The 19,156-nt window shown below is 72.3% G+C and carries 16 protein-coding genes; 12 read left to right on the top strand and 4 right to left on the bottom strand.

Annotated elements, in window-relative coordinates; all coding sequences use genetic code 11:
* Nucleotides 1-184: 184 nt before the first annotated feature.
* From EIY87_RS20815 to EIY87_RS20795, 5 genes are all read left to right on the top strand, one after another.
* Nucleotides 185-1,747: a deoxyguanosinetriphosphate triphosphohydrolase family protein gene (locus EIY87_RS20815; protein WP_125310679.1), complete on the top strand. Its 1,563-nt coding sequence runs from the start codon at nt 185-187 to the stop codon at nt 1,745-1,747.
* Nucleotides 1,748-2,044: 297 nt separating this feature from the next.
* A complete protein-coding gene (locus EIY87_RS20810; RefSeq protein ID WP_125310676.1) occupies nt 2,045-4,915 on the top strand; it encodes a S8 family serine peptidase in 2,871 nt (956 codons plus the stop codon).
* Nucleotides 4,916-5,003: 88 nt separating this feature from the next.
* Complete coding sequence (locus tag EIY87_RS20805; RefSeq protein ID WP_125310674.1) at nt 5,004-5,654, top strand: acVLRF1 family peptidyl-tRNA hydrolase; 651 nt, start codon at nt 5,004-5,006, stop codon at nt 5,652-5,654.
* A gap of 136 nt (nt 5,655-5,790) precedes the next feature.
* Nucleotides 5,791-7,419, top strand: a complete 1,629-nt coding sequence (locus EIY87_RS20800) for an ABC-F family ATP-binding cassette domain-containing protein (protein ID WP_125310671.1) — start codon at nt 5,791-5,793, stop codon at nt 7,417-7,419.
* A 178-nt stretch (nt 7,420-7,597) separates the two neighbouring features.
* Complete coding sequence (locus tag EIY87_RS20795; RefSeq protein ID WP_003071237.1) at nt 7,598-7,807, top strand: helix-turn-helix domain-containing protein; 210 nt, start codon at nt 7,598-7,600, stop codon at nt 7,805-7,807.
* Here EIY87_RS20795 and EIY87_RS20790 read toward each other — a convergent pair.
* Nucleotides 7,794-9,137: a glycosyltransferase 87 family protein gene (locus EIY87_RS20790; RefSeq protein ID WP_125310668.1), complete on the bottom strand. Its 1,344-nt coding sequence runs from the start codon at nt 9,135-9,137 to the stop codon at nt 7,794-7,796. The genes EIY87_RS20795 and EIY87_RS20790 overlap by 14 nt on opposite strands.
* Nucleotides 9,138-9,170: 33 nt before the next feature.
* The gene (locus EIY87_RS20785; protein WP_125310665.1) at nt 9,171-10,022 is read right to left on the bottom strand and encodes an LLM class flavin-dependent oxidoreductase; all 852 of its coding nucleotides are present in this window, start codon (nt 10,020-10,022) and stop codon (nt 9,171-9,173) included.
* Between the two features lie 72 nt (nt 10,023-10,094).
* Between EIY87_RS20785 and EIY87_RS20780 the strand changes: the two genes are divergently transcribed.
* Nucleotides 10,095-10,535, top strand: coding sequence for a MarR family winged helix-turn-helix transcriptional regulator (locus EIY87_RS20780; protein WP_125310663.1), 441 nt, complete (start codon nt 10,095-10,097; stop codon nt 10,533-10,535).
* A gap of 98 nt (nt 10,536-10,633) precedes the next feature.
* The gene (locus EIY87_RS20775) at nt 10,634-12,505 is read left to right on the top strand and encodes an ABC transporter ATP-binding protein (protein ID WP_125310661.1); all 1,872 of its coding nucleotides are present in this window, start codon (nt 10,634-10,636) and stop codon (nt 12,503-12,505) included.
* A gap of 281 nt (nt 12,506-12,786) precedes the next feature.
* On the opposite strand, the gene EIY87_RS20770 is transcribed toward EIY87_RS20775, so the two are convergent.
* Together EIY87_RS20770 and EIY87_RS20765 are read right to left on the bottom strand one after the other, a co-directional pair.
* Nucleotides 12,787-13,953, bottom strand: coding sequence for a serine hydrolase domain-containing protein (locus EIY87_RS20770; protein WP_125310659.1), 1,167 nt, complete (start codon nt 13,951-13,953; stop codon nt 12,787-12,789).
* Between the two features lie 264 nt (nt 13,954-14,217).
* Nucleotides 14,218-14,946, bottom strand: coding sequence for an SIS domain-containing protein (locus EIY87_RS20765; RefSeq protein ID WP_191984199.1), 729 nt, complete (start codon nt 14,944-14,946; stop codon nt 14,218-14,220).
* A gap of 115 nt (nt 14,947-15,061) precedes the next feature.
* Here EIY87_RS20765 and EIY87_RS20760 point away from each other — a divergent pair, with 115 nt between their 5' ends.
* The 5 genes from EIY87_RS20760 (at nt 15,062) to EIY87_RS20740 (ending at nt 19,156) form a co-directional block, all read left to right on the top strand.
* On the top strand, nt 15,062-15,754 hold the full coding sequence (locus EIY87_RS20760; protein ID WP_125310655.1) for an alpha/beta hydrolase: 693 nt from the start codon (nt 15,062-15,064) through the stop codon (nt 15,752-15,754).
* Between the two features lie 89 nt (nt 15,755-15,843).
* On the top strand, nt 15,844-17,097 hold the full coding sequence (locus EIY87_RS20755; protein WP_191984198.1) for an SAM-dependent methyltransferase: 1,254 nt from the start codon (nt 15,844-15,846) through the stop codon (nt 17,095-17,097).
* A gap of 96 nt (nt 17,098-17,193) precedes the next feature.
* On the top strand, nt 17,194-18,396 hold the full coding sequence (locus EIY87_RS20750; protein WP_125310650.1) for an LCP family protein: 1,203 nt from the start codon (nt 17,194-17,196) through the stop codon (nt 18,394-18,396).
* 41 nt (nt 18,397-18,437) lie between these two features.
* Nucleotides 18,438-18,968 carry a GNAT family N-acetyltransferase gene (locus EIY87_RS20745; RefSeq protein ID WP_125310648.1) on the top strand — a complete coding sequence of 177 codons (531 nt, stop codon included), beginning with the start codon at nt 18,438-18,440 and terminating at the stop codon, nt 18,966-18,968.
* A complete protein-coding gene (locus EIY87_RS20740) occupies nt 18,965-19,156 on the top strand; it encodes a hypothetical protein (protein WP_125310646.1) in 192 nt (63 codons plus the stop codon). The genes EIY87_RS20745 and EIY87_RS20740 overlap by 4 nt, the downstream gene beginning before the upstream one ends.

Here is a 19,156-nt window from a genome sequence, read left to right as displayed (position 1 = left end):
TCAAGACACCGCAGGGCCGCCCGGCACCACTCGCCGCGGTCGGCCCCGGTGGGTTCGGACCAAGGCCGGTCGGCCCCGGCGACTTTGCCGGAGCTCTGTCGTCTGGCGAGGTGAACGACCCTTTCATGACATCGCGGCCGCGGCCTGTCCGCGCCGGGGTGAATCGCCGGATAGGGTCGGGCGCATGGATCAGGAGAGCGACCCGCGCGCAGCCCGGCGCGACCCCGTTGCCGGGGCCGGCGGGTTCACCGACCTGGCGACCAGCCCGTTCCGGATCGACCGCGACCGGATCGCCGCGTCGCCGTTCTTCGCGCGCCTCGGCGGGGTGACGCAGGTGGTCAGCGCCGGCGGGGCCGGGCTGCTGCACAACCGGCTCACGCACAGCCTGAAGGTCGCGCAGGTCGCCCGCGCCGTCGCCGAGCGCATCGCCACCGGGCCCGACGCCGGGCTCGCCGACAAGCTGGGCGGCTGCGACCCCGACGTCGCCGAGGCCGCCGCGCTCGCGCACGACCTCGGGCACCCGCCGTTCGGGCACCTCGGCGAGCAGACGCTCGACCGGATCGCCCGGCACCGCTTCGGCCTCGCCGACGGCTTCGAGGGCAACGCGCAGTCGTTCCGGATCATCACCACGACCGACGTGCGCGGGCCGTCGGCGGTCGGGCTCGACCTGACCACGGCGGTGCGCGCCGCCGTGCTGAAGTACCCGTGGCTGCGGCTGCACCACCCCGCGCCGCACCCGTCGGCGATGGGCGTGCCGCCGCGCGGGGCCGGCGAGCCCGGTGACCTGCCGGGCACCGGCGCGGCCAAGTTCTCCGCCTACGCCACCGAACTCGACGACTTCGAGCAGGCGCGCGCGGCGTTCGCGGGCCGCGTCGAAAGCTGGCAGCAGACCGTCGAGGCGTCCGTGATGGACACCGCCGACGACATCGCCTACGCCATCCACGACCTCCAGGACTTCCACCGCATCGGGGTGCTGCAGCACGCGCCGGTCGCCGCGGAGCTGGGGGAGTGGCTCGAGCACGCCGTCGAGCTGGCCGGGCTGGACGACGAGGCGCTGCACGCGGACCTGCGCCGCCCGGGCCGTTCCCTGGAACGCCTGCGCCGCCGCATGCACGCCAAGGACGCGTGGATCGTCGACGACGACGCGTTCGCCGCCGCCGTCGCGCGGGTGCGCGCGGAGCTGGTCGACGGGCTCCTCGCCGGGGAGTTCGACGGCTCGATCGAAGCCGAGCAGGCCACGGCGGCGTTCTCGGCGAACTGGACCGCCCGGCTGGTCGACGGCGTGTTCGTGCTCGCCGCCCCGTCCACCCGGACCGGGCACGTCTCGCTGCGGCCCGCCCAGTGGCACGAGGTCCAGGTGCTCAAGTTCGTGCACCGCCGGTTCGTGCTGCTGCGCCCGGACCTGGCACTGCACCAGCGCGGCCAGGCCGGGCTGGTGACGAGCCTGGTCGACGCGCTCGACGCGTGGCTGCTCGACCGCGACGAGGTGTCCCGGCTGCCGCGCCGGCTGCACGACCTGGTCGAGCTGGCGCACGCGGAGTACACCGGGCTCGCGCGCACCGCACCGGAACTGCTCGTCGGCGCGACCGGCGAGCGGGTGTCCGGACCGGACGCCGTGCGCGGGCTGGCCCGCGGGCGCGCGGTGGTCGACTTCGTGGCTTCGCTGACCGACAAGCAGGCAGTGACCCTTTTGGACGCGCTGTCCGGCCGGGCCGCGCAGCCGTGGTCGGATTCGTTCGTCCTCTGAGGCCGCACCCGCGCGAGCGGACTTCCCAGCCGGTGGGCGCCCTTGCGGCGAACCCGTTGTCCCGCCCATGTCCGGTGGGAAATTCACCGCTGCGCTGAACGGCCTACGACATCCGTCCGGTTCCGGAAATTACCCGTCCTTTGTCACTCGAACGGCGGGTATTTACGCCGTACCCACCGTACTTAGCTTGATCCAGCCGGTGATCACCGGCGATCGGTCAGCGTGAGTCGGGGCACGCGCCTGGAGATTCGGAGGGCGCACGTGCGTCGTACCCGTTCCACGAGATCGAGATCCACCTTGCTGACCGCCGGGGCCGCGGCGTTGCTCGCCGCGCTCGGCCTGGTTTCCCCGCCCGTCGCGGGGGCCGCCACCGCGTCCGCCCCGGACGCCTTCACCGAAACCGCGCAGCAGCAGATCGCCGCGCTGCAGGCGGTCAAGGCGGGCCGCACCGCCACCGAGTCCAAAGTGGACAGCAAGCTGCTCGCCGCCGAAAAGGGCGTCACCAAGCAGCTGAACGCGCTCCAGTCCGGCGTCTCCGACGCGGGGACCACCCTGGTCGACATCCGCGCGAGCAAGGTCACGCCGGAGCTGATCGCCGGGCTCACCAAGGCCGGCGCGGGCATCCGCGCGGTGTCCGACCGCTACGCCAGCGTCCGGGCCGAAGTCCCCGTCGCGAAGGTCAGCGAGATCGCCGCCCGCGACGACGTCAAGCGCGTCGAGCAGGCCGACGGGGCGATGACCGCCCGCGAGCTGGCCACGCCCGCGACCACCCCGGGCAAGACCGAAACCAAGCAGCAGAAGGCCGACCGCATCGCCGGCGAGCTGCAGAAAGCCGTCAACGCCAAGGCGCAGCGCAGCGCCGCCGCGGCCGCGACCCTCACCAGCGAGGGCGACCGCGCCCACAACGCCGACCTCGCCCGCCAGCAGTTCGGCGTCACCGGCGTCGGCGTCAAGGCGTGCGCGCTGTCCGACGGCGTCGACTCGCTGGCCGCTTCGGTGGCCAAGGGCGAGCTGCCGCCGGACGTCGACGTCATCGCCGGCCAGGAGGGCGACGGCGACGAGGGCACCGCGATGCTCGAAATCATCCACGACCTCGCGCCCAACGCGAAGCTGGGCTTCGCCTCCGCGTTCAACTCCGACGCCAGCTTCGCCGACAACATCCGCAAGCTGCGCTTCGAGTCGCACTGCGACGTCATCGTCGACGACGTCATCTACTTCAAGGAATCGCCGTTCCAGGACTGGATCATCGCCCAGGCCGTGAACGACGTGACCGCCGACGGCGCGCTGTACTTCTCCTCGGCGGGCAACGAAGGCAACGTCGCCAGCGGCACCGCCGGGCACTGGGAAGGCGACTTCGTCGACTCGGGCAAGTCGGTCGGGAAGTTCGCCGGCACCGCGCACAACTTCGCGGGCGCGGCGGGCAACCAGATCTACGAGCCCATCTCGAACGCCTCCTCGGCCGGCGTCCCGGTGACGCTGCACTGGTCCGACCCGCTGGGCGCCTCGGCGAACGACTACGACCTCTACCTGCTCAACTCCGCGGGCGCGGTCGTCAGCTTCAGTCAGGACGTCCAGACCGGCACCCAGGACCCGTACGAGCGCGTCACGACGCCGGCGTTCGGCGGCACCGGACTGCGGCTGGCCATCGTGAAGTTCTCCGGCCAGAACCGCTACCTGTCGCTGTCCGCGCTGCGCGGCCGGTTCTCCGACTCGGCCGACGGGCTCAAGGCCTTCACCACCCCGGGCGTGACGGTCGGCCACTCGGCCGCGCGGGACGCCTTCAGCGTCGCGGCGGCCCCGGCGGCCAAGGCGTTCGGCCGGCTCCTCGAGCCGGGTGACCCGGCCAACCCGGCCGGCCCGTACCCGGGCTCGTTCAGCGGCGCCACCAAGGCCGAGCGGTTCAGCTCCGACGGCCCGCGGCGGGTGTTCTACGAGGCCGACGGCACGCCCATCACCCCGGGCAACGTCTCCTCGACCGGCGGCGAGGTCCGGAACAAGCCGGAGATCACCGCGGCCGACGGCGTCACCACCAGCGTGACCGGCTTCAACCCGTTCTTCGGCACCTCGGCGGCCGCGCCGCACGCCGCCGCCATCGCCTCGCTCGTGCTGTCCGGCAACCCCGGGCTGCCGCCGGCCGAGGTGCGCGAGGCGCTGATCAACACCGCGATCGACATCGAAAGCCCGGGCCGCGACAACTACACCGGCGCCGGCGTCATCCTCGCGGACAAGGTGCTCGCCTACACCGGCGCCAGCCCGCAGCCGCTCGCGGTGGCCAAGCAGCCGACGGTCACCCCGGCCGACGGCGGCTCCGCGCTCGACCCGGGCGACACCGCCAAGGTCACCCTGCCGGTGACCAACGAAGGCGACGGCACCGCCGTGTCCACCAGCGTCGTGCTCACCAGCCCGACCCCGGGGGTCACGGTCGCGCCGCGGGCCAAGTCCTACGGCACCATCAGCCCGGGGCAGACCGGCGTCAACGACTTCACCATCACCGTCCCGGCGAGCCAGCAGCTCGGCGTGCCGGTGGTGCTGAACGCCCGCGTCAGCTTCGCGGGGGCGCACTCGCCGACGACGCAGACGTTCTCGCTCCCGGTCGGCACCCCGTCGCCGGTCGCGCAGGACTTCGCCTACACCGGCGCGCCGGTGGCGATCCCGGACAACAGCCCGGTCGGCGCGTCGGTGACCATCCCGGTCACCGGGGTCGGCCGCGCGTCCAAGGTGACGTTCTCCGTCGACGGCACCACGTGCAGCACCGACCCGGCGTCGACGACGGTGGGTCTGAACCACTCGTACGTCGGTGACCTGGTCGGCACGCTGACCGCGCCGTCGGGCGCCAAGGCGACGGTGTTCCAGCGCAACGGCAGCTCGGGCAAGAACCTGTGCAAGGTCGTCTTCGCCGACACCGCGGCGGCGGCGTTCAGCACGGTGACCTCGGCGAACGCGCCGTTCACCGGCACCTGGCGGCCGACGCAGTCCCTGACCGGCGGCCTGACCGGCGCGGCCGCGGACGGCACGTGGACGTTCTCCGTGGTCGACGCCGCGGGCGGCGACGCGGGGTCGATCCGCTCGGTCGCCCTGCACATCAACGGGTTCGTCCAGCCCCCGGCGGCCGGCGCGCCGTCGAACGTGCGGGGCGTGACCAACAACGGCCCGGTGCACCCGCTGTAATCCCTCCGCAAGTCCGTGAAGGCCTCCTTACCGGCGTTTATGCCCGGCAAGGAGGCCTTCACGGCTTTTGGCCCCGTAACGTGGGCTCATGGCGAAGGCACGGCAGGTCGCGGGCGGCGGGCGGGCCGTCGCGGTCCCGCCGGAACGGCTGCGCGGCTGGATCGAGCGGTTTTCGTTGTCGCACGGCGGGATCACCGGAACCGAAGCCGCGCCGGACGAAGTCCGGGTGACCGCCGCCGACGGCACCACCGCGACCGCCACCGTCCCTTTCGGACCGCTCGAAGAACCGTCCCTCGACGCGCTCGTCGCGCACGCGCTGGTGCCGCGGCGGATCGCGCTCCTGCTCGTGCGGCTCGGCGGGCACAGCGTGGGGATCGCGCGCGACGGCCGGGTCGAGGTCTCGCGCACCGACCGGCACCTCGTGCACGGCCGGTCCGCCGCCGGTGGCTGGTCGCAGCAGCGCTTCGCCCGGCGTCGCGCGGGACAGGCGCGGCACGCGCTCCAGGACGCGGCGAAGGACGCCCTCGAAGTGCTCGTCCCTCGGCTGTCCGAAGTGGACGCCGTGGTGCTCGGCGGCGACCGGCGGGCCCTCGACGGGCTGCGCGCGGACCGCGGGCTGGCGCCGCTGTTCGCCCGCGCGGAGCCCCGGATGCTGGAGATCGGCGAGCCGAGTTTCGCCGTTCTCGAAGAAGCGGCGACGCGCGCGGTGTCGGTGCAGGTCACGCTGCGCGACGGGTGAGACCGCACACGTCCGGAAAAACCCGTGGCCCCCGCCCCGTACACTGGCTTCCGTGGATATCCAGCTGGAGTGACGCCGCGGCCCCGAGTGGCCGCCTGTCGCTGTCCTCCGTTCACCCCCGTCCACGGGAGTTCCCTTGATCACGGCCACCGGCCTTGAGCTGCGCGCGGGTTCGCGCATCCTGCTCAACGGCGTCACCCTCCGCATCCAGCCCGGCGACCGCATCGGTCTCGTCGGCCGCAACGGCGCGGGCAAGACCACCTCGCTGAAGGTCCTCGCCGGCGAGGGCGAGCCGCACGCGGGCGAGGTCCGCCGCAGCGGTGAGCTCGGCTACCTGCCGCAGGACCCGCGCGAAGGTGATCTTTCGGTGACCGCCAAGGACCGCGTGCTCTCCGCGCGCGGCCTCGACAAGCTGATGCGCGACATGGAGAAGGCGCAGGCCTCCATGGCCGAGCTCGTCGACGACGCCGCGCGCGACAAGGCCATCAACCGCTACGCCCGGCTCGAAGAGCGCTTCGCCTCGCTCGGCGGGTACGCGGCGGAGAGCGAAGCCGCGCGGATCTGCTCGAACCTCGGCCTCGCCGACCGCATCCTGGCGCAGACGCTGCAGACGCTTTCCGGTGGTCAGCGCCGTCGCGTCGAGCTGGCGCGCATCCTGTTCGCCGCGGCCGAAGCGGGCGCCGGCGGCAAGTCCGAGACGATCCTGCTGCTCGACGAGCCGACCAACCACCTCGACGCCGACTCCATCAACTGGCTGCGCGGCTTCCTCAAGCAGCACGACGGCGGCCTGGTCGTGATCAGCCACGACGTCGAGCTGCTGGCCGACGTCGTCAACAAGGTCTGGTTCCTCGACGCCACCCGCGGCGAGCTCGACCTGTACAACATGGGCTGGCAGCGCTACCTCGACGCGCGCGCCACCGACGAGAAGCGCCGCCGCCGCGAGCGCGCCAACGCCGAGAAGAAGGCGTCGGCGCTGCAGCAGCAGGCCGCGAAGCTCGGCGCGAAGGCGACGAAGGCCGTGGCGGCGAAGAACATGGCGCGCCGCGCCGAGCAGATGCTCTCCTCGCTGGACGAGACCCGGGTGGCCGACAAGGTCGCGCGGATCAAGTTCCCGGACCCGGCGCCCTGCGGCCGCACGCCGCTGACCGCCGAGGGGCTGTCGAAGTCGTACGGCTCACTGGAAATCTTCACCGGCGTCGACCTCGCCATCGACCGCGGCTCGAAGGTGGTCGTACTCGGCCTGAACGGCGCGGGAAAGACCACTTTGCTCCGGCTCCTCGGCGGAATGGAAACCCCGGACACCGGCGAGATCGTGCCGGGTCACGGAATGCGTTTGGGCTATTACGCACAGGAACACGAAACTCTTGATCATGATGCGTCGGTGTGGGAAAACATCCGACATCTCTCCCCGGACACCGGGGCGCAGGAGTTGCGGAACCTGCTGGGTTCGTTCCTCTTCACCGGCGAACAACTCGACCAGCCGGCCGGCACGCTTTCCGGCGGCGAGAAGACCCGGCTCGCGCTGGCCGGCCTGGTCTCCAGCGCTGCCAACGTCCTGCTGCTCGACGAGCCGACGAACAACCTCGACCCGGCCAGCCGTGCGCAGGTCCTGGACGCTTTGCGCAGCTTCTCCGGCGCCGTCGTCCTGGTGACCCACGACCCGGGCGCGGTCGAGGCCCTGGAGCCCGAGCGCGTCATCCTGCTGCCCGACGGGACCGAGGACCACTGGTCGGCGGACTACCTGGAACTTGTCCAGCTCGCCTGAGCCGTGCGTCCATTCGGGTGCAAGATCACTCCCGGTGAGGCACTGGAATGGCCCAATGTGATCGCAATTTCGGTCGTTTTCCGGCTGTCGTCTGGCAATCCGGCGCTCAGTGTTCGATCATTGCCCCGGCAGGGGCCGATATGTGGCCCAGAACACTCTCGGCGGGAAGGCGATCGACGTGGCTGATCTCAAGAAAGGCGCGCGGATCACCGGCAACACGCGCGACAAGCTGGCCGCTGACCTGAAGAAGAAATACGAGAAGGGCTCGAGCATCCGGGCCCTCGCGGAGTCGACGGGCCGGTCCTACGGGTTCGTGCACCGGGTGCTGTCGGAGTCCGGAGTCCAGCTGCGGGGGCGCGGCGGGGCCACGCGGGTCAAGAAGAAGTAGTTCCCGGAGTGCTGCGCGGGGGGCGCGCAGCCGAGGCTTCGGCCATGCGGAACACCAGGTGGGCCCCGAGCAGGACCAGGGGATACACCAGGTAGCCGTAGCGGGTGGCCGGGGTGAGCAGGATCAACGCGCCGAGTCCGACGGCGATGCGCAGCAGTGCGCCGGAGCCGTTCGCGGGGGGCCGGCGCACCAGCCAGACCAGCATGGCCACGGCGGCGGCGCCGACGAGGACGAACGCCGTCACCTGGCCGGCCACGCCGAGACCGGCGATGAGGTGGCCCGGCAGCGGGCTCGCCGCGGGCGAGCGCACGGCGCCCATCCCGAGGGGGAACCGGAAGACGTGTTCGACGAACGCGGCCGGGTCCACGAGGTACACGGGCAGGTGCAGCGCGGCCGTCGTCGCCACGAGCGCCGCCAGGAACCGCGTCAGCGCGGGCTTTCCGCGGCGCACCAGCACGAACACCGCCAGCACCGCGGCCGCGGGCGCGACGATGAGCTTCGCGCTGATCACCAGCGCCAGCACGAGTCCCGACCAGGCGACCCGCCCGGTGGCCGCGAGCGCGCAGGACAGCACCAGCAAGCCGACGATCGCGAGGTCCGGGCCGGCGACGGCCCAGGTGAGCGCGGTGAGCGGGCAGGCGAGCGCGAGCTGCGCGGCGCCGACCGGGACCTTCGGCCACTTCAGGAGCTTGAGCGTGCCCAGCACGCACGCGCAGGCGGCCAGCGCGAACACCCAGCGGGCGTCGGTGAGCGCGTCCGCCACCGGTGAGCCGCCGAACACCGCCCGCGGCAGGCCGAAGAGCGCCATCACCGGACCGTAGGGTGTGTAATCGTTTACCACGGGGGCGCGGCCGAGCGCGGTGACGTCGACGTACGGGGTTCCGTGGTGCAGCAGCAGATCCGCGGACCGCTCGATCACCCAGACTTCGGGCTGCGCGGCCCAGGAGAACGGCGTGATCAGCCAGTCCACTCCGGTCAGCCGGCGAATCACCAGCAGCGCCAACGGAAGGATCATTGCCAACAAGCCGACGGCGGCGATGCCGCACCAGCGCGAGCCCAGCGCGCCGCGCGGTGCACGGCCCGTGCGCGCGGACCACAGCAGCCACCCGCTGTGCAGCACGCCGAAGCCGTACGCGACCGTCGCGAAGTTGCCCCAGACGCGGTAGCCGTAGAACTCCGACTTGAGCGCCGTCGGCAGCGCGAAGGCCAGGCAGACGAGGTAGAACCCCAGGTCCCAGCGCAACGCGGCGACGTCGGGGGTGCGCGCCGGTGCGGTGAAGAGCCGTGCCGCGCGCCGCCATGCGGGCGCCCGGCCCACCTCCGTTCCCACCGGGCCAGGCTACCGAGGCGCCCGCCGCCCGGTTCAGCCGACGTCTCGCAGGCGGGGGAGGAGCTTCGCCGCCGTTTCGCAGGCCGCGACCACGCCGTCCGGCCCGGTGGGTATCAGGACCAGCTCGGTGAAGCCCGCTTCGACGTAGTCCCGCGTCAGCCGCAGCGCCGTGTCCGCGTCGGCGGGCAGCCGGAACTGCACGGCGCGGCGGATCGCCGCGGGATCGCGGCCGGCGGCGGCGCAGTGCTCGTCGAGGACCCGGGAAAGCCGGCGCAGCTCGGCGATCGGGGTGCCCGGCAGGGCCGCGTTGAGCCAGACGTCGGCGTGCTCGGCGACCACCCGCAGGCCAAGCTTTTCGCCGCTGCTGCCCAGCCACAGCGGCGGCTTCGCCTGCAGCGGCTTCGGATCGCCGACCGCGCCGGTCAGCGTGTAGTGCCGGCCGGCGAAGTCCATCACCGGCCGGGTCCACAGCAGACGGAGGATTTCGCAGGCCTCGGCGAGCCTTTCGACGCGTTCGACGGCCGGCGGCGTCGGGGTGCCCATCATCGCGTCGGTGTGGGTGTCGCCGCCCGCGCCGAGGCCGACGTCGAGCCGGCCGCCGGAGAGGTGGTCGACGGTGGCCGCGATCTTCGCGAACGTGCCCGGGTGGCGGTTGGTGTTCCCGGCCACCAGGCACCCGATGCGCACCCGGTTCGTCGCCTCGGCCATCGCGGCCAGCAGGCTCCAGCCGTCGAAGACGTCGCCGGTGCGGTCCGGGCCCATCGGGGCGAGGTGGTCGAACACCCAGCAGCCGTCGAACCCGGCCTCGTCGGCGATCTGCCACGTCTCGCGGAGCGCGGCGATGCCGACGTGCTGCTGGGGTGGTTTCAAGCCGATCGTGGTCATGCGTGACTCCTGATTATCATTTTGAAAAATCATCAGTAAGACTGACGATCAGCGTAGGGGTAGAGTCTTCCTGTGTCCAGCGACCTCGAAGCGCCCCCGGCCGTCACCCAGCGGCTCGGTTACCTGCTCAAGCACGCCCAGCTGCGGCTCGCCGAATTGGCCGAGCCGGAGTACGAGCCGCTCGGGGTCACCGGGCGGCAGCTCGCGCTGCTCGCGCTCTTCGGCGATGGCCCGGGGCAGTCGCAGCAGGACGGCGCGGCGCGCCTCGGCGTCGACCGGACGACGATGGTCGCGCTCGTCGACGAGCTTGAAGCGAAAGGTCTGGTCCGGCGGGAGGTCGCGCCGGGCGATCGGCGCAAGCGGCTGGTGACGCTGACCGCCGAAGGGGAGCGGGTCCGCGAGGCGGGAGAAGCGGCCACACGGCGGGCTGAGGCACTGTTGCTGGCACCGTTGTCCGCCGAGGGGGCCGACGGGCTGCGCGCCGCACTGCTCCGGGTTGTTCGCGCGGAGTGAACCGCGGCGGGAAGGAAACGGGCGATGGTGGCGTTGTCCAGGTCATATCCGGAGAAAACCTCAGCTAAGCTAGAGGTTTAGAGACTGGGGGTTTTCCCATGGACAACATGTGGGGGCTGTGGAGTTCGGCGATGCGCGCCGGCGACGTGCCGAAGGGGCTCAGCCGCGGCACGCTCAAGCGCGTCGCCCGCTTCGCCCGGCCGCACTGGCGGCGCTTGCTGGCTTTCCTGATCCTGACGGTCGTCTCGGCCGTGCTGGCCGTGACCACGCCGGTGCTGGCGGGCAAGGTGGTCGACGCGATCGTCGGCGGGCACGACCTGCCGGTCGTCGTCTGGCTCGCCGTCGTCATCGCCGCGCTGGCGATCGCGGACGCCGGGTTCGGCCTGATCGAGCGCTGGCAGTCCGCGCGCATCGGCGAGGGCATCATCTTCGACCTGCGCCGCGCGGTGTTCGAGCACGTGCAGCGGATGCCGGTCGCGTTCTTCACCCGCACGCGCACCGGCGCGCTCGTCTCGCGGCTCAACAACGACGTCATCGGCGCGCAGCGGACGTTCACCGCGACGTTGTCCGGGCTGGTCACGAACGTCATCCAGCTGGCGCTGTCGCTGGCGGTCATGCTCACGCTGTCCTGGCAGGTCACGCTGCTCGCGCTGGTGCTGCTGCCGATCTTCGTCATCCCCGCGCGCCGGCTCGGCCGCCGGATGGCCGGGCTGCAGCGGGAAGCCGCGAACCTCAACGCCGGCATGACCACGCAGATGACCGAGCGCTTCTCCGCGCCGGGCGCCACGCTGGTGAAGCTCTTCGGCCGTCCGGCGCAGGAGGCGGACGACTTCGCGCTGCGGGCCGGGCGCGTGCGCGACATCGGCGTGCGCACGGCGATGCTGACGCGCTGGTTCATGACGAGCCTGACCCTGGTGTCGGCGCTGGCGCAGGCGCTGGTCTACGGCCTCGGCGGCTACCTCGCGCTGACCGGCAAGCTCGCGCCGGGCACCGTGGTCGCGCTGGCGCTGCTGCTGACCCGGCTCTACGCGCCCCTGACCGCGCTGGCCAACGTCCGCGTGGACGTGATGACCGCGCTGGTGTCGTTCGAGCGGGTCTTCGAGGTCCTGGACCTGGAGCCGATGATCAAGGAGAAGCCGTCCGCGCGGACGCTGCCGGCTTCTTCCGGCGTCTCGGTGGAGTTCTCGGACGTCCGCTTCGGCTACCCGGCGGCGGACCGGTATTCGCTGGCGTCGCTGGAAGACGTCGCCACGCTCGACCACCGCGGCGGCGAAGAGGTGCTGCACGGCATCTCGTTCCGCGCCGAGCCGGGGCAGATGGTCGCGCTGGTCGGGTCTTCGGGCGCGGGCAAGTCGACGATCGCTTCGCTGCTGCCACGCTTGTACGACGTGGATTCGGGCTCGGTGCGGCTGTCCGATGTGGACGTCCGCGACCTGAGTTTCGCTTCGCTGCGGCAAACGGTGGGGGTGGTGACCCAGGACGGGCACCTGTTCCACGACACGATCCGCGCGAACCTGGCGTACGCGCGCCCCGGCGTCACCGACGACGAGATCTGGGAAGCCCTGGACCGGGCCCGGCTGGGCGAACTGGTCCACTCGCTCCCGGACGGCCTCGACACCACGGTGGGCGAGCGCGGCTACCGCCTCTCCGGCGGCGAGCGCCAGCGCCTCACCATCGCGCGGCTGCTGCTGGCCCAGCCCAAGGTGGTCATCCTCGACGAGGCGACGGCCCACCTGGACTCGGAGTCCGAGGCGGCGGTGGGCGAGGCCCTGACGCACGCACTGGCGGGCCGCACGGCCCTGGTCATCGCACACCGGCTGTCGACGGTCCGGGCGGCGGACCAGATCCTGGTGCTGGAGCACGGGGAGATCGTCGAGCGCGGGACGCACGAGGAACTGCTGGCCCGGGGTGGGCGGTACGCGACGTTGCACGCGACGCAGTTCGCGGAGGAGGAACCGGCGGTGGCTTGAATGGGCGGTGGCTTGAATGGGCGGTGGCGCGCGGGATTCCGTGCGCCACCTCGTCGATCAGGCGTCCTGCTCGGCCGAGCGGTGCCGGGATGCCCGCTCGGGCCTGTGGTGCGGGACGGCATCGCGCGCCGAGCTGCCGAGCATGTGCCTGGCCCGGTGGGCCACGCGGCGGGCTCGTCGGCTACACGTCTGCCCTGTCGATTGTGCACGGGCTCGTCGGCCGTGCGCCGGGCCCGGCCCGCCTGCCATGCGCCTGGCCCGTCGGCCCTGCGGAGCGTCGATCAGGCGTCCTGCCCCGCCAAACTGGTGTAGACCGCGTTGACCAGGGCCATCTTGCGGGGATCGTCGCGGATCAGCGGGCCGAGCTGGTTGAGCGTGTAGCCGAACGAGATGCCGTTCTCCGGGTCGGCGCCGCCGGTGGAGCCGCCGAGGCCGTCGTGGCCGAAGGCCGCTGGGTTGGGGCCGAAGCCGCGGGCGTCGCTGCCGAGGTAGAAGCCCAGGCCCCACTCGTTCGGCAGGCCGAGGACCGCGTCGATCTCCTTGCCCTGGCTCTCCCGCGCGCGGGCCAGCGCCGGCGCGGACAGCAGCCCGCCGGTGGCCAGCGCGCCGTAGATGGTGGCGATCGCGCGGGCCGTGCCGTGGCCGTTCAGCGCGGGCATGACGGCCCGGCGGAAGGCGGGCTCGTTCGCGTCGTGGCCGGACAGGCGCGGGTTGGCCAGCGCGGCCTGCGCGACCGGCCCCGCGCTCGCGAACGCCGCGGCCAGCGCGTTCGCCACCTCCTCGGTCATCACCGGGTCGACCAGGGTCGCGCACCGGCCCAGGTCGGCGTCGTCGGCAAGGCCGATCGAGAAGTCGGCGCCGAGCGGGACGGCGACCTGCTCGGCGAAGAACTCGCGGATGCCCTGCCCGGCCACCCGCCGCACGACCTCGCCGACGAGCCACCCGTAGGCCAGCGCGTGGTAGCCGCCCGCGGATCCCGGCTCGCACAGCGGTTCCTGCGCCGCCAGCAGCGACGTCATCAGGTCCCAGTCGTACAGCTCGTCGGTCCGGACCGGCCGGTCGATCCCGATCCCGGGCACGCCGGAGCGGTGCGAGAGCAGCCACCGCACCGGCACCTCGGCCTTGCCCGCCGCGGCGAACTCCGGCCAGTACTTCGCCACCGGGGCGTCGATGTCCAGCTCGCCCGCGTCGGCGAGCCGGTGCGCGCAGAGCGCGGTCATGCCCTTGGTCGTCGACCACACGTTGGCGAGGGTGTCCGGCTGCCAGGCCGCGTCGCGCTCCGGGCCGGTCCAGCCTCCCCACAGGTCCACGACGACCTCGCCGTGCCGGGTGGCGGTGAACGCGGCGCCCAGCTCGCCGCGGGAGCGGAAGTTCTCTTCGAAGGCCTCGCGCACCGGTTCGAACCCAGGCGCGCACTCGCCGTGCACGGTCGCCGTGGCGCTGTCCATCGGACCTCCTCGGGGGAACGACCGGTCCACACCGACCAGTCGGTATGGCGACGCTAGAGGGGGCCGGGCACGCCCGTCAAGGCGTGCCCGGCCGGTGCTTTTTCACGGATCGCGAGGTCAGGTTCCCCGGCAGAGTCGCGCCGGATGCGCTCGCGGAGGTCTTGAATGAGTCATTCAGGACCTCCGAAGACCTGAATGACTCATTCAGGACGTCGGCGGAGCTGTCGTCGACCGCACGCCGGAGCGCGGCCTTCACGAGAAGGACTAGCGCAGCCGCGGCACGATCTCGCCGTACTTGGCCAGCAGCGCCGCGTTCGCCTCGTCGCCGCCCGCCACATTGGAGCTGCGCCACAGCGGGACGTCCAGGCCCTCAGCCACGCCGCGGTCGTAGACCTGGGCCAGCACCAGGTTCCACAGGAACGCGTTGACCACAGTGGACAGCGGCGCGGTGCGCGGCGCGTCCGGCGGGTAGCTCGCGTCGCCGGGGATCACCAGCGAGTCCAGCACCACCGTGCCCTGCTCCACCAGGGTGCTCGACGACCGCTTCGGCGCCGCCGCCACGCACGCCCGCGACGTGATCGCGATGACCGCCGCCCCGCGCTTGCGGGCTTCGATGCACAGCTCGACCGGGTACGGGTTCGAGCCGGACGTCGAGAAGACCACCAGCACGTCGTCCGGTCCCGGCGCCCGCTCGGCCAGCACTTCGGCGGCCAGGCCGGTGCGCCGCTCGGTCTGCGTGCTGCTCACCGCGCCGTGCAGCGGCAGCAGGTCCGGGTGGTAGAGCGGGTAGACGCAGGCGAGCCCGCCGGCCCGGTAGAACGTCTCGGCGACCGCGGCCAGCGAGTGCCCGGCGCCCGCGGTATAGACCAGTGCGTCGGCCCGGATCACCCCCAGGACCAGATCCGCCGCTTCGCGCACTGCTTCGGCGTTGGCCTGTTCGACGTCCGCCAGTTGCTTGGCGACACTGCCGGAGATGTCCGTGGCGCTCACCACACCCACCCTTCCGTCGGGGATCGGGCGCCGAATCTACCGCGAAGATGGTGGTGCGCGGTGGAATAGCCGGGTGGCCGATCCGGGTTGACCCGAATGCGGGCGTGGAGGAGGACGGGTGAGCGAGGCGGAACCGGCGGTGTCGGTGTGGCCGGCGCGCGGGCGGACCGAGGCGGTCGTGCTCGTGCTGCACGGCGGCGCGGAACGCGGCCTCGGCGCGGTGCCGCCCTGGAAGCTCGCCTACCTGCGGATGGTCCCGATCGCGCGCGCCCTGCACCGGGCCGGCCGCGCGCACGGCGTCGAGGTGCGGCTGCTGCGCAACCGGCGGTACGGCTGGAACGCGCCCGCCATGGACCCCGTCGACGACGCCCGCTGGGCCCTCGGCCGGATCCGCGCCGAGCACCCCGGCGTGCCGGTGGTGCTGGTCGGGCACTCCATGGGCGGCCGGGTGGCGCTGCGCGTCGCCGACGACCCCGCCGTGCGCGGGATCTGCGCGCTGGCGCCGTGGACCCCGCGGGGTGAACCGGTCGCGGCCGTGGCCGGGCGGTCGGTGCTCATCGTGCACGGCACCCGCGACCGGATGACCAGCCCGGCGGAGTCGCACGCCTTCGCCGAACGCGCCGAGGGCGTCGCCGCCCGGGTCGCCCGGTTCGAGATCGCCAACGAGGGCCACGCGATGCTGCGCCGCTCGTCCGTGTGGACCCGGCTGACGATTGCTTTCACACTGGAAGTGCTGGCGGGGAGCACGGGTGAAGAGCTGCGCGGTGCCTGGGCCGCGCCGGGCCCCGAGCGGCTCCGAATACCCGTCTGAGAACGCCCCGAACAGGGCATTCGGTGAAGCGCGCCGCGGGGTGCGGCGACTAGGATCGATCACCGGCGTAGCCGGCCGGAGGGAGCATCGTGACCACTTCGAGCGTTGACCGGGCGTCCGCCGGGGACGTGCCGGAAGAGGATCGCTGGCCGGGCCTGGCCGGCCCGCCGCATTCACCGCTGCGCGCGCGGATCGCCGCCGCGCTGTTCCGCCGGGCGGTCCGCCCGCTCGACGTCCGGGTGACGTTCCCGGACGGCACCGTGCTCGGCGCCGGTGGGCCGGAATCGCCCGAAATGCGCATTCTGCGCCCGCAAGCCTTCTTCCACCGCCTCGGCGCCGACGCCAAGATCGGCTTCGGCGAGTCCTACATGGCCGGTGACTGGACCGCGTCCGACCTGGCCGAGGTGCTGACGCCGTTCGCCGAACGCATGGCCACCCTGGTGCCGCCGGTGCTGCAGAAGTTCCGGCGGATCGCCGAACGCACGCAGCCGCCGTCCGAGGAGAACACCCTCGAAGGCGCGCGGGCCAACATCCACCGGCACTACGACCTGTCCAACGACCTGTTCGCGACCTTCCTCGACCGGTCGATGACGTACTCCTCGGCGCTGTTCGGCCCCGGTGACGACCTCACCGCCGCCCAGCACCGCAAGATCGACAGCGTGCTCGACTACGCGGGGGTGCGCGACGGCAGCGAAGTCCTCGAAATCGGTACCGGATGGGGTGAACTCGCCATCCGCGCCGCCGCCCGCGGGGCGCGCGTGACGTCGCTGACCATTTCGGAGGAGCAGCGCGCGCTGGCCACCGAGCGCATCGCCGCGGCGGGGTTCTCCGACCGCGTCGACGTGAAGCTGTGCGACTACCGCGAGTCCAGCGGCCAGTACGACGCCGTGGTCAGCGTCGAGATGATCGAGGCCGTCGGCGCGTCCTACTGGCCGGCGTTCTACGAGACGATCGGCGAGCGGCTGCGCCCCGGCGGGCGGTTCGGCCTGCAGGCCATCACCATGGACCACGACCGGATGCTGGCGTCGTCGCGCGCCTACACCTGGATCCACAAGTACATCTTCCCGGGCGGCATCATCCCGTCGGTGCGCTCGATCGAGGAGGGCGTCAAGGCGAACACCCGGCTCAAGCTGGCCGGGATGCGCGAGTTCGGCCAAGACTACGCGCGCACGTTACGGTTGTGGCGCGAACGGTTCCTGCACCGCTGGGCCGACATCGCCGGGTTCGGGTTCGACGACGTCTTCCGCCGGATGTGGGAGTTCTACCTGGCCTATTCGGAAGCCGGGTTCCGCTCCGGGTACCTCAAGGTCCACCAGTTCGGCTACGAGGCGACCAGCGAGTAACTTCGTCTCGCAACCCGACCCCGGTGCCGGACGTCCTCGAAGTGAGGGCGTGCGGTCTACTGACGACGACAGGTTTGTCCGGATCGGGATTGGGTGATGGTGATGACGTACCGAGGCGACGACGGCGGCCGCCGGATGCCGCCGCCCCGGCCGCCCGCCGGGCGTTCCCGGGAGCACCAGCGCGCGCAGATGATGCCGCTGCCCGGACGGGGCCGCAGCCCCTACGACGAGCGCACGCGCCCGATGGGGGAGCCCGAGCCCCAGTACGCCCCGCCCCCGCCGCCGCGCCGCGAGCCCCCGCGCCCGGCCGACGACTACCCGCCGTCCCGGCCGCCGCGCCGTCGCCGGTGGAGCTTCGGCAAGGTGATCGGCGCCCTGGTGCTGGTCTTCGTCGTCTTCCTCGCCGGCATCTGGGTCTACCTGGAGTTCTCGATCAAGCGCGTCGACGCGATCGCGGACTACTCCGGCCGCCCGGTCGCCGCGTCCGGCACCAACTGGCTGATCGTCGGCTCGGACAGCCGTGAGGGCCTGACGGCCGAGGACGAGGAGCGGCTGGCCACCGGCGACGTCGCCGCGGCAGGCGGCGGGCAGCGCACCGACACGATCATGGTCGCGCACATCCCGGACAACGACACCAAGCCGACGCTGCTGTCTCTGCCGCGCGACTCCCAGGTGAAGATCCCGGGCCACGGCACGAACAAGATCAACGCGGCGTTCTCCCTCGGCGGCCCGAAGCTGCTCGCGCAGACCGTCGAAGGCGCCACCGGCCTGCACCTCGACCACTACGCGGAAATCGGCTTCGGCGGCTTCGCCAAGATCGTCGACGCGATCGGCGGCGTCGACATGTGCATCGACAAGGACATGAACGACACGATGACCGGCATCAGCATCAAGGCCGGCTGCCAGTCGCTCGACGGCCGCTCCGCGCTGGGCTTCGTCCGCATGCGCCACAGCGACGCGACCCCGCGCTCGGACCTCGACCGCGTCGCCAACCAGCGCAAGTTCATCGGCGCGCTGGTGAGCCAGATCGCGAGCCCGGGCACGCTGCTCAACCCGTTCGACTTCTTCCCCCTGCTGTCCTCGGCGCCGGACGCGCTGACGATGGACTCGGGCGACCACGTCCACAACCTGGCCGGCCTGGCGATCGCGATGCGCGGCATCTCCTCGGGCGGCGTGGTGACGACGACGGTGCCGGTGACCAGCGCGTCGGCGGAGAACTGGGACAAGAACAAGTCGAAGCAGCTGTTCGACGCGCTGAAGAACGACAGCGAGATCCCGGACAGCGTCATCGTCAATTAATTCACGCGCGCTCGTTCCTCGGCCGGGGCACCATGGAAGCCATGGAGACCCCGGCCGAGACGTATCGCGTGGACGAATTCACCTTGGCCCGCTGGCAGTTCGCCGACGGGCCCGAGCTGACGTCGACGGTCGCCGGGTCCCTCGGGCACATCGGCGCGTGGATGATCTGGGCCGCCGGGGGCTACTCGGCCGACGACTCCGCCGAATTCCTGAAGCGCACCAGGGAAAACTGGGAGAGCGGCGAAACGCACGACTTCGCCGTGCGCGTCGACGGCGCGCTCGCCGGTGCCATCGGGATCATGGCGCGCGAAGGCGGCGTCGAGATCGGGTACTGGCTCGCGCAGCCGTACACCGGGCGCGGCCTGATCACCCGGGCCGCCGGTTTCCTGACCGCGGAGGCGTTCCGGCTCGGGGCGGGCTACGTCGAGATCAAGCACGACGAGCTGAACGTCCGAAGTGGAGCGGTGCCCGCGCGCCTCGGCTTCACGAAGGTGCGCGAGGAGCCGGCGGACAAGCCGCTGGCGCCGTCGTGCACGGGCACCAACCACGTCTGGCGCAAGGAGAAGCCGTGATCTGGGTGACCGATCCGGGGCACCGGTGGCTGTGCGAGCGACGCCAGGTCGCGAGCCGGGCCGAGCGACGCGGGAACCGCGCCGAGGTCCACGAGTACGGGCGGCGCCGGCGCGACCGGCCGCGGGGGTGGCCCTCGGGCGGGGTGCGCCGGCCGCCGGGCTGGCCGCCGCGCGGCTGGCGCCGCTGA

It is taken from the genome of Amycolatopsis eburnea (genome assembly GCF_003937945.1).
In the GTDB taxonomy this organism is placed as follows: domain Bacteria; phylum Actinomycetota; class Actinomycetes; order Mycobacteriales; family Pseudonocardiaceae; genus Amycolatopsis; species Amycolatopsis eburnea.
The sequence above is the reverse complement of the archived record's forward strand: the minus strand, read 5'-3'. Positions and strand labels throughout refer to the sequence as shown.

Coding starts and splice junctions, on each gene's coding strand:
- EIY87_RS20745 (WP_125310648.1), top strand. CDS start 18,438: ATGGAGACCCCGGCCGAGACGTATCGCGTGGACGAATTCACCTTGGCC.
- EIY87_RS20750 (WP_125310650.1), top strand. CDS start 17,194: ATGGTGATGACGTACCGAGGCGACGACGGCGGCCGCCGGATGCCGCCG.
- EIY87_RS20775 (WP_125310661.1), top strand. CDS start 10,634: ATGGACAACATGTGGGGGCTGTGGAGTTCGGCGATGCGCGCCGGCGAC.
- EIY87_RS20785 (WP_125310665.1), bottom strand. CDS start 10,022: ATGACCACGATCGGCTTGAAACCACCCCAGCAGCACGTCGGCATCGCC.
- EIY87_RS20770 (WP_125310659.1), bottom strand. CDS start 13,953: ATGGACAGCGCCACGGCGACCGTGCACGGCGAGTGCGCGCCTGGGTTC.
- EIY87_RS20815 (WP_125310679.1), top strand. CDS start 185: ATGGATCAGGAGAGCGACCCGCGCGCAGCCCGGCGCGACCCCGTTGCC.
- EIY87_RS20805 (WP_125310674.1), top strand. CDS start 5,004: ATGGCGAAGGCACGGCAGGTCGCGGGCGGCGGGCGGGCCGTCGCGGTC.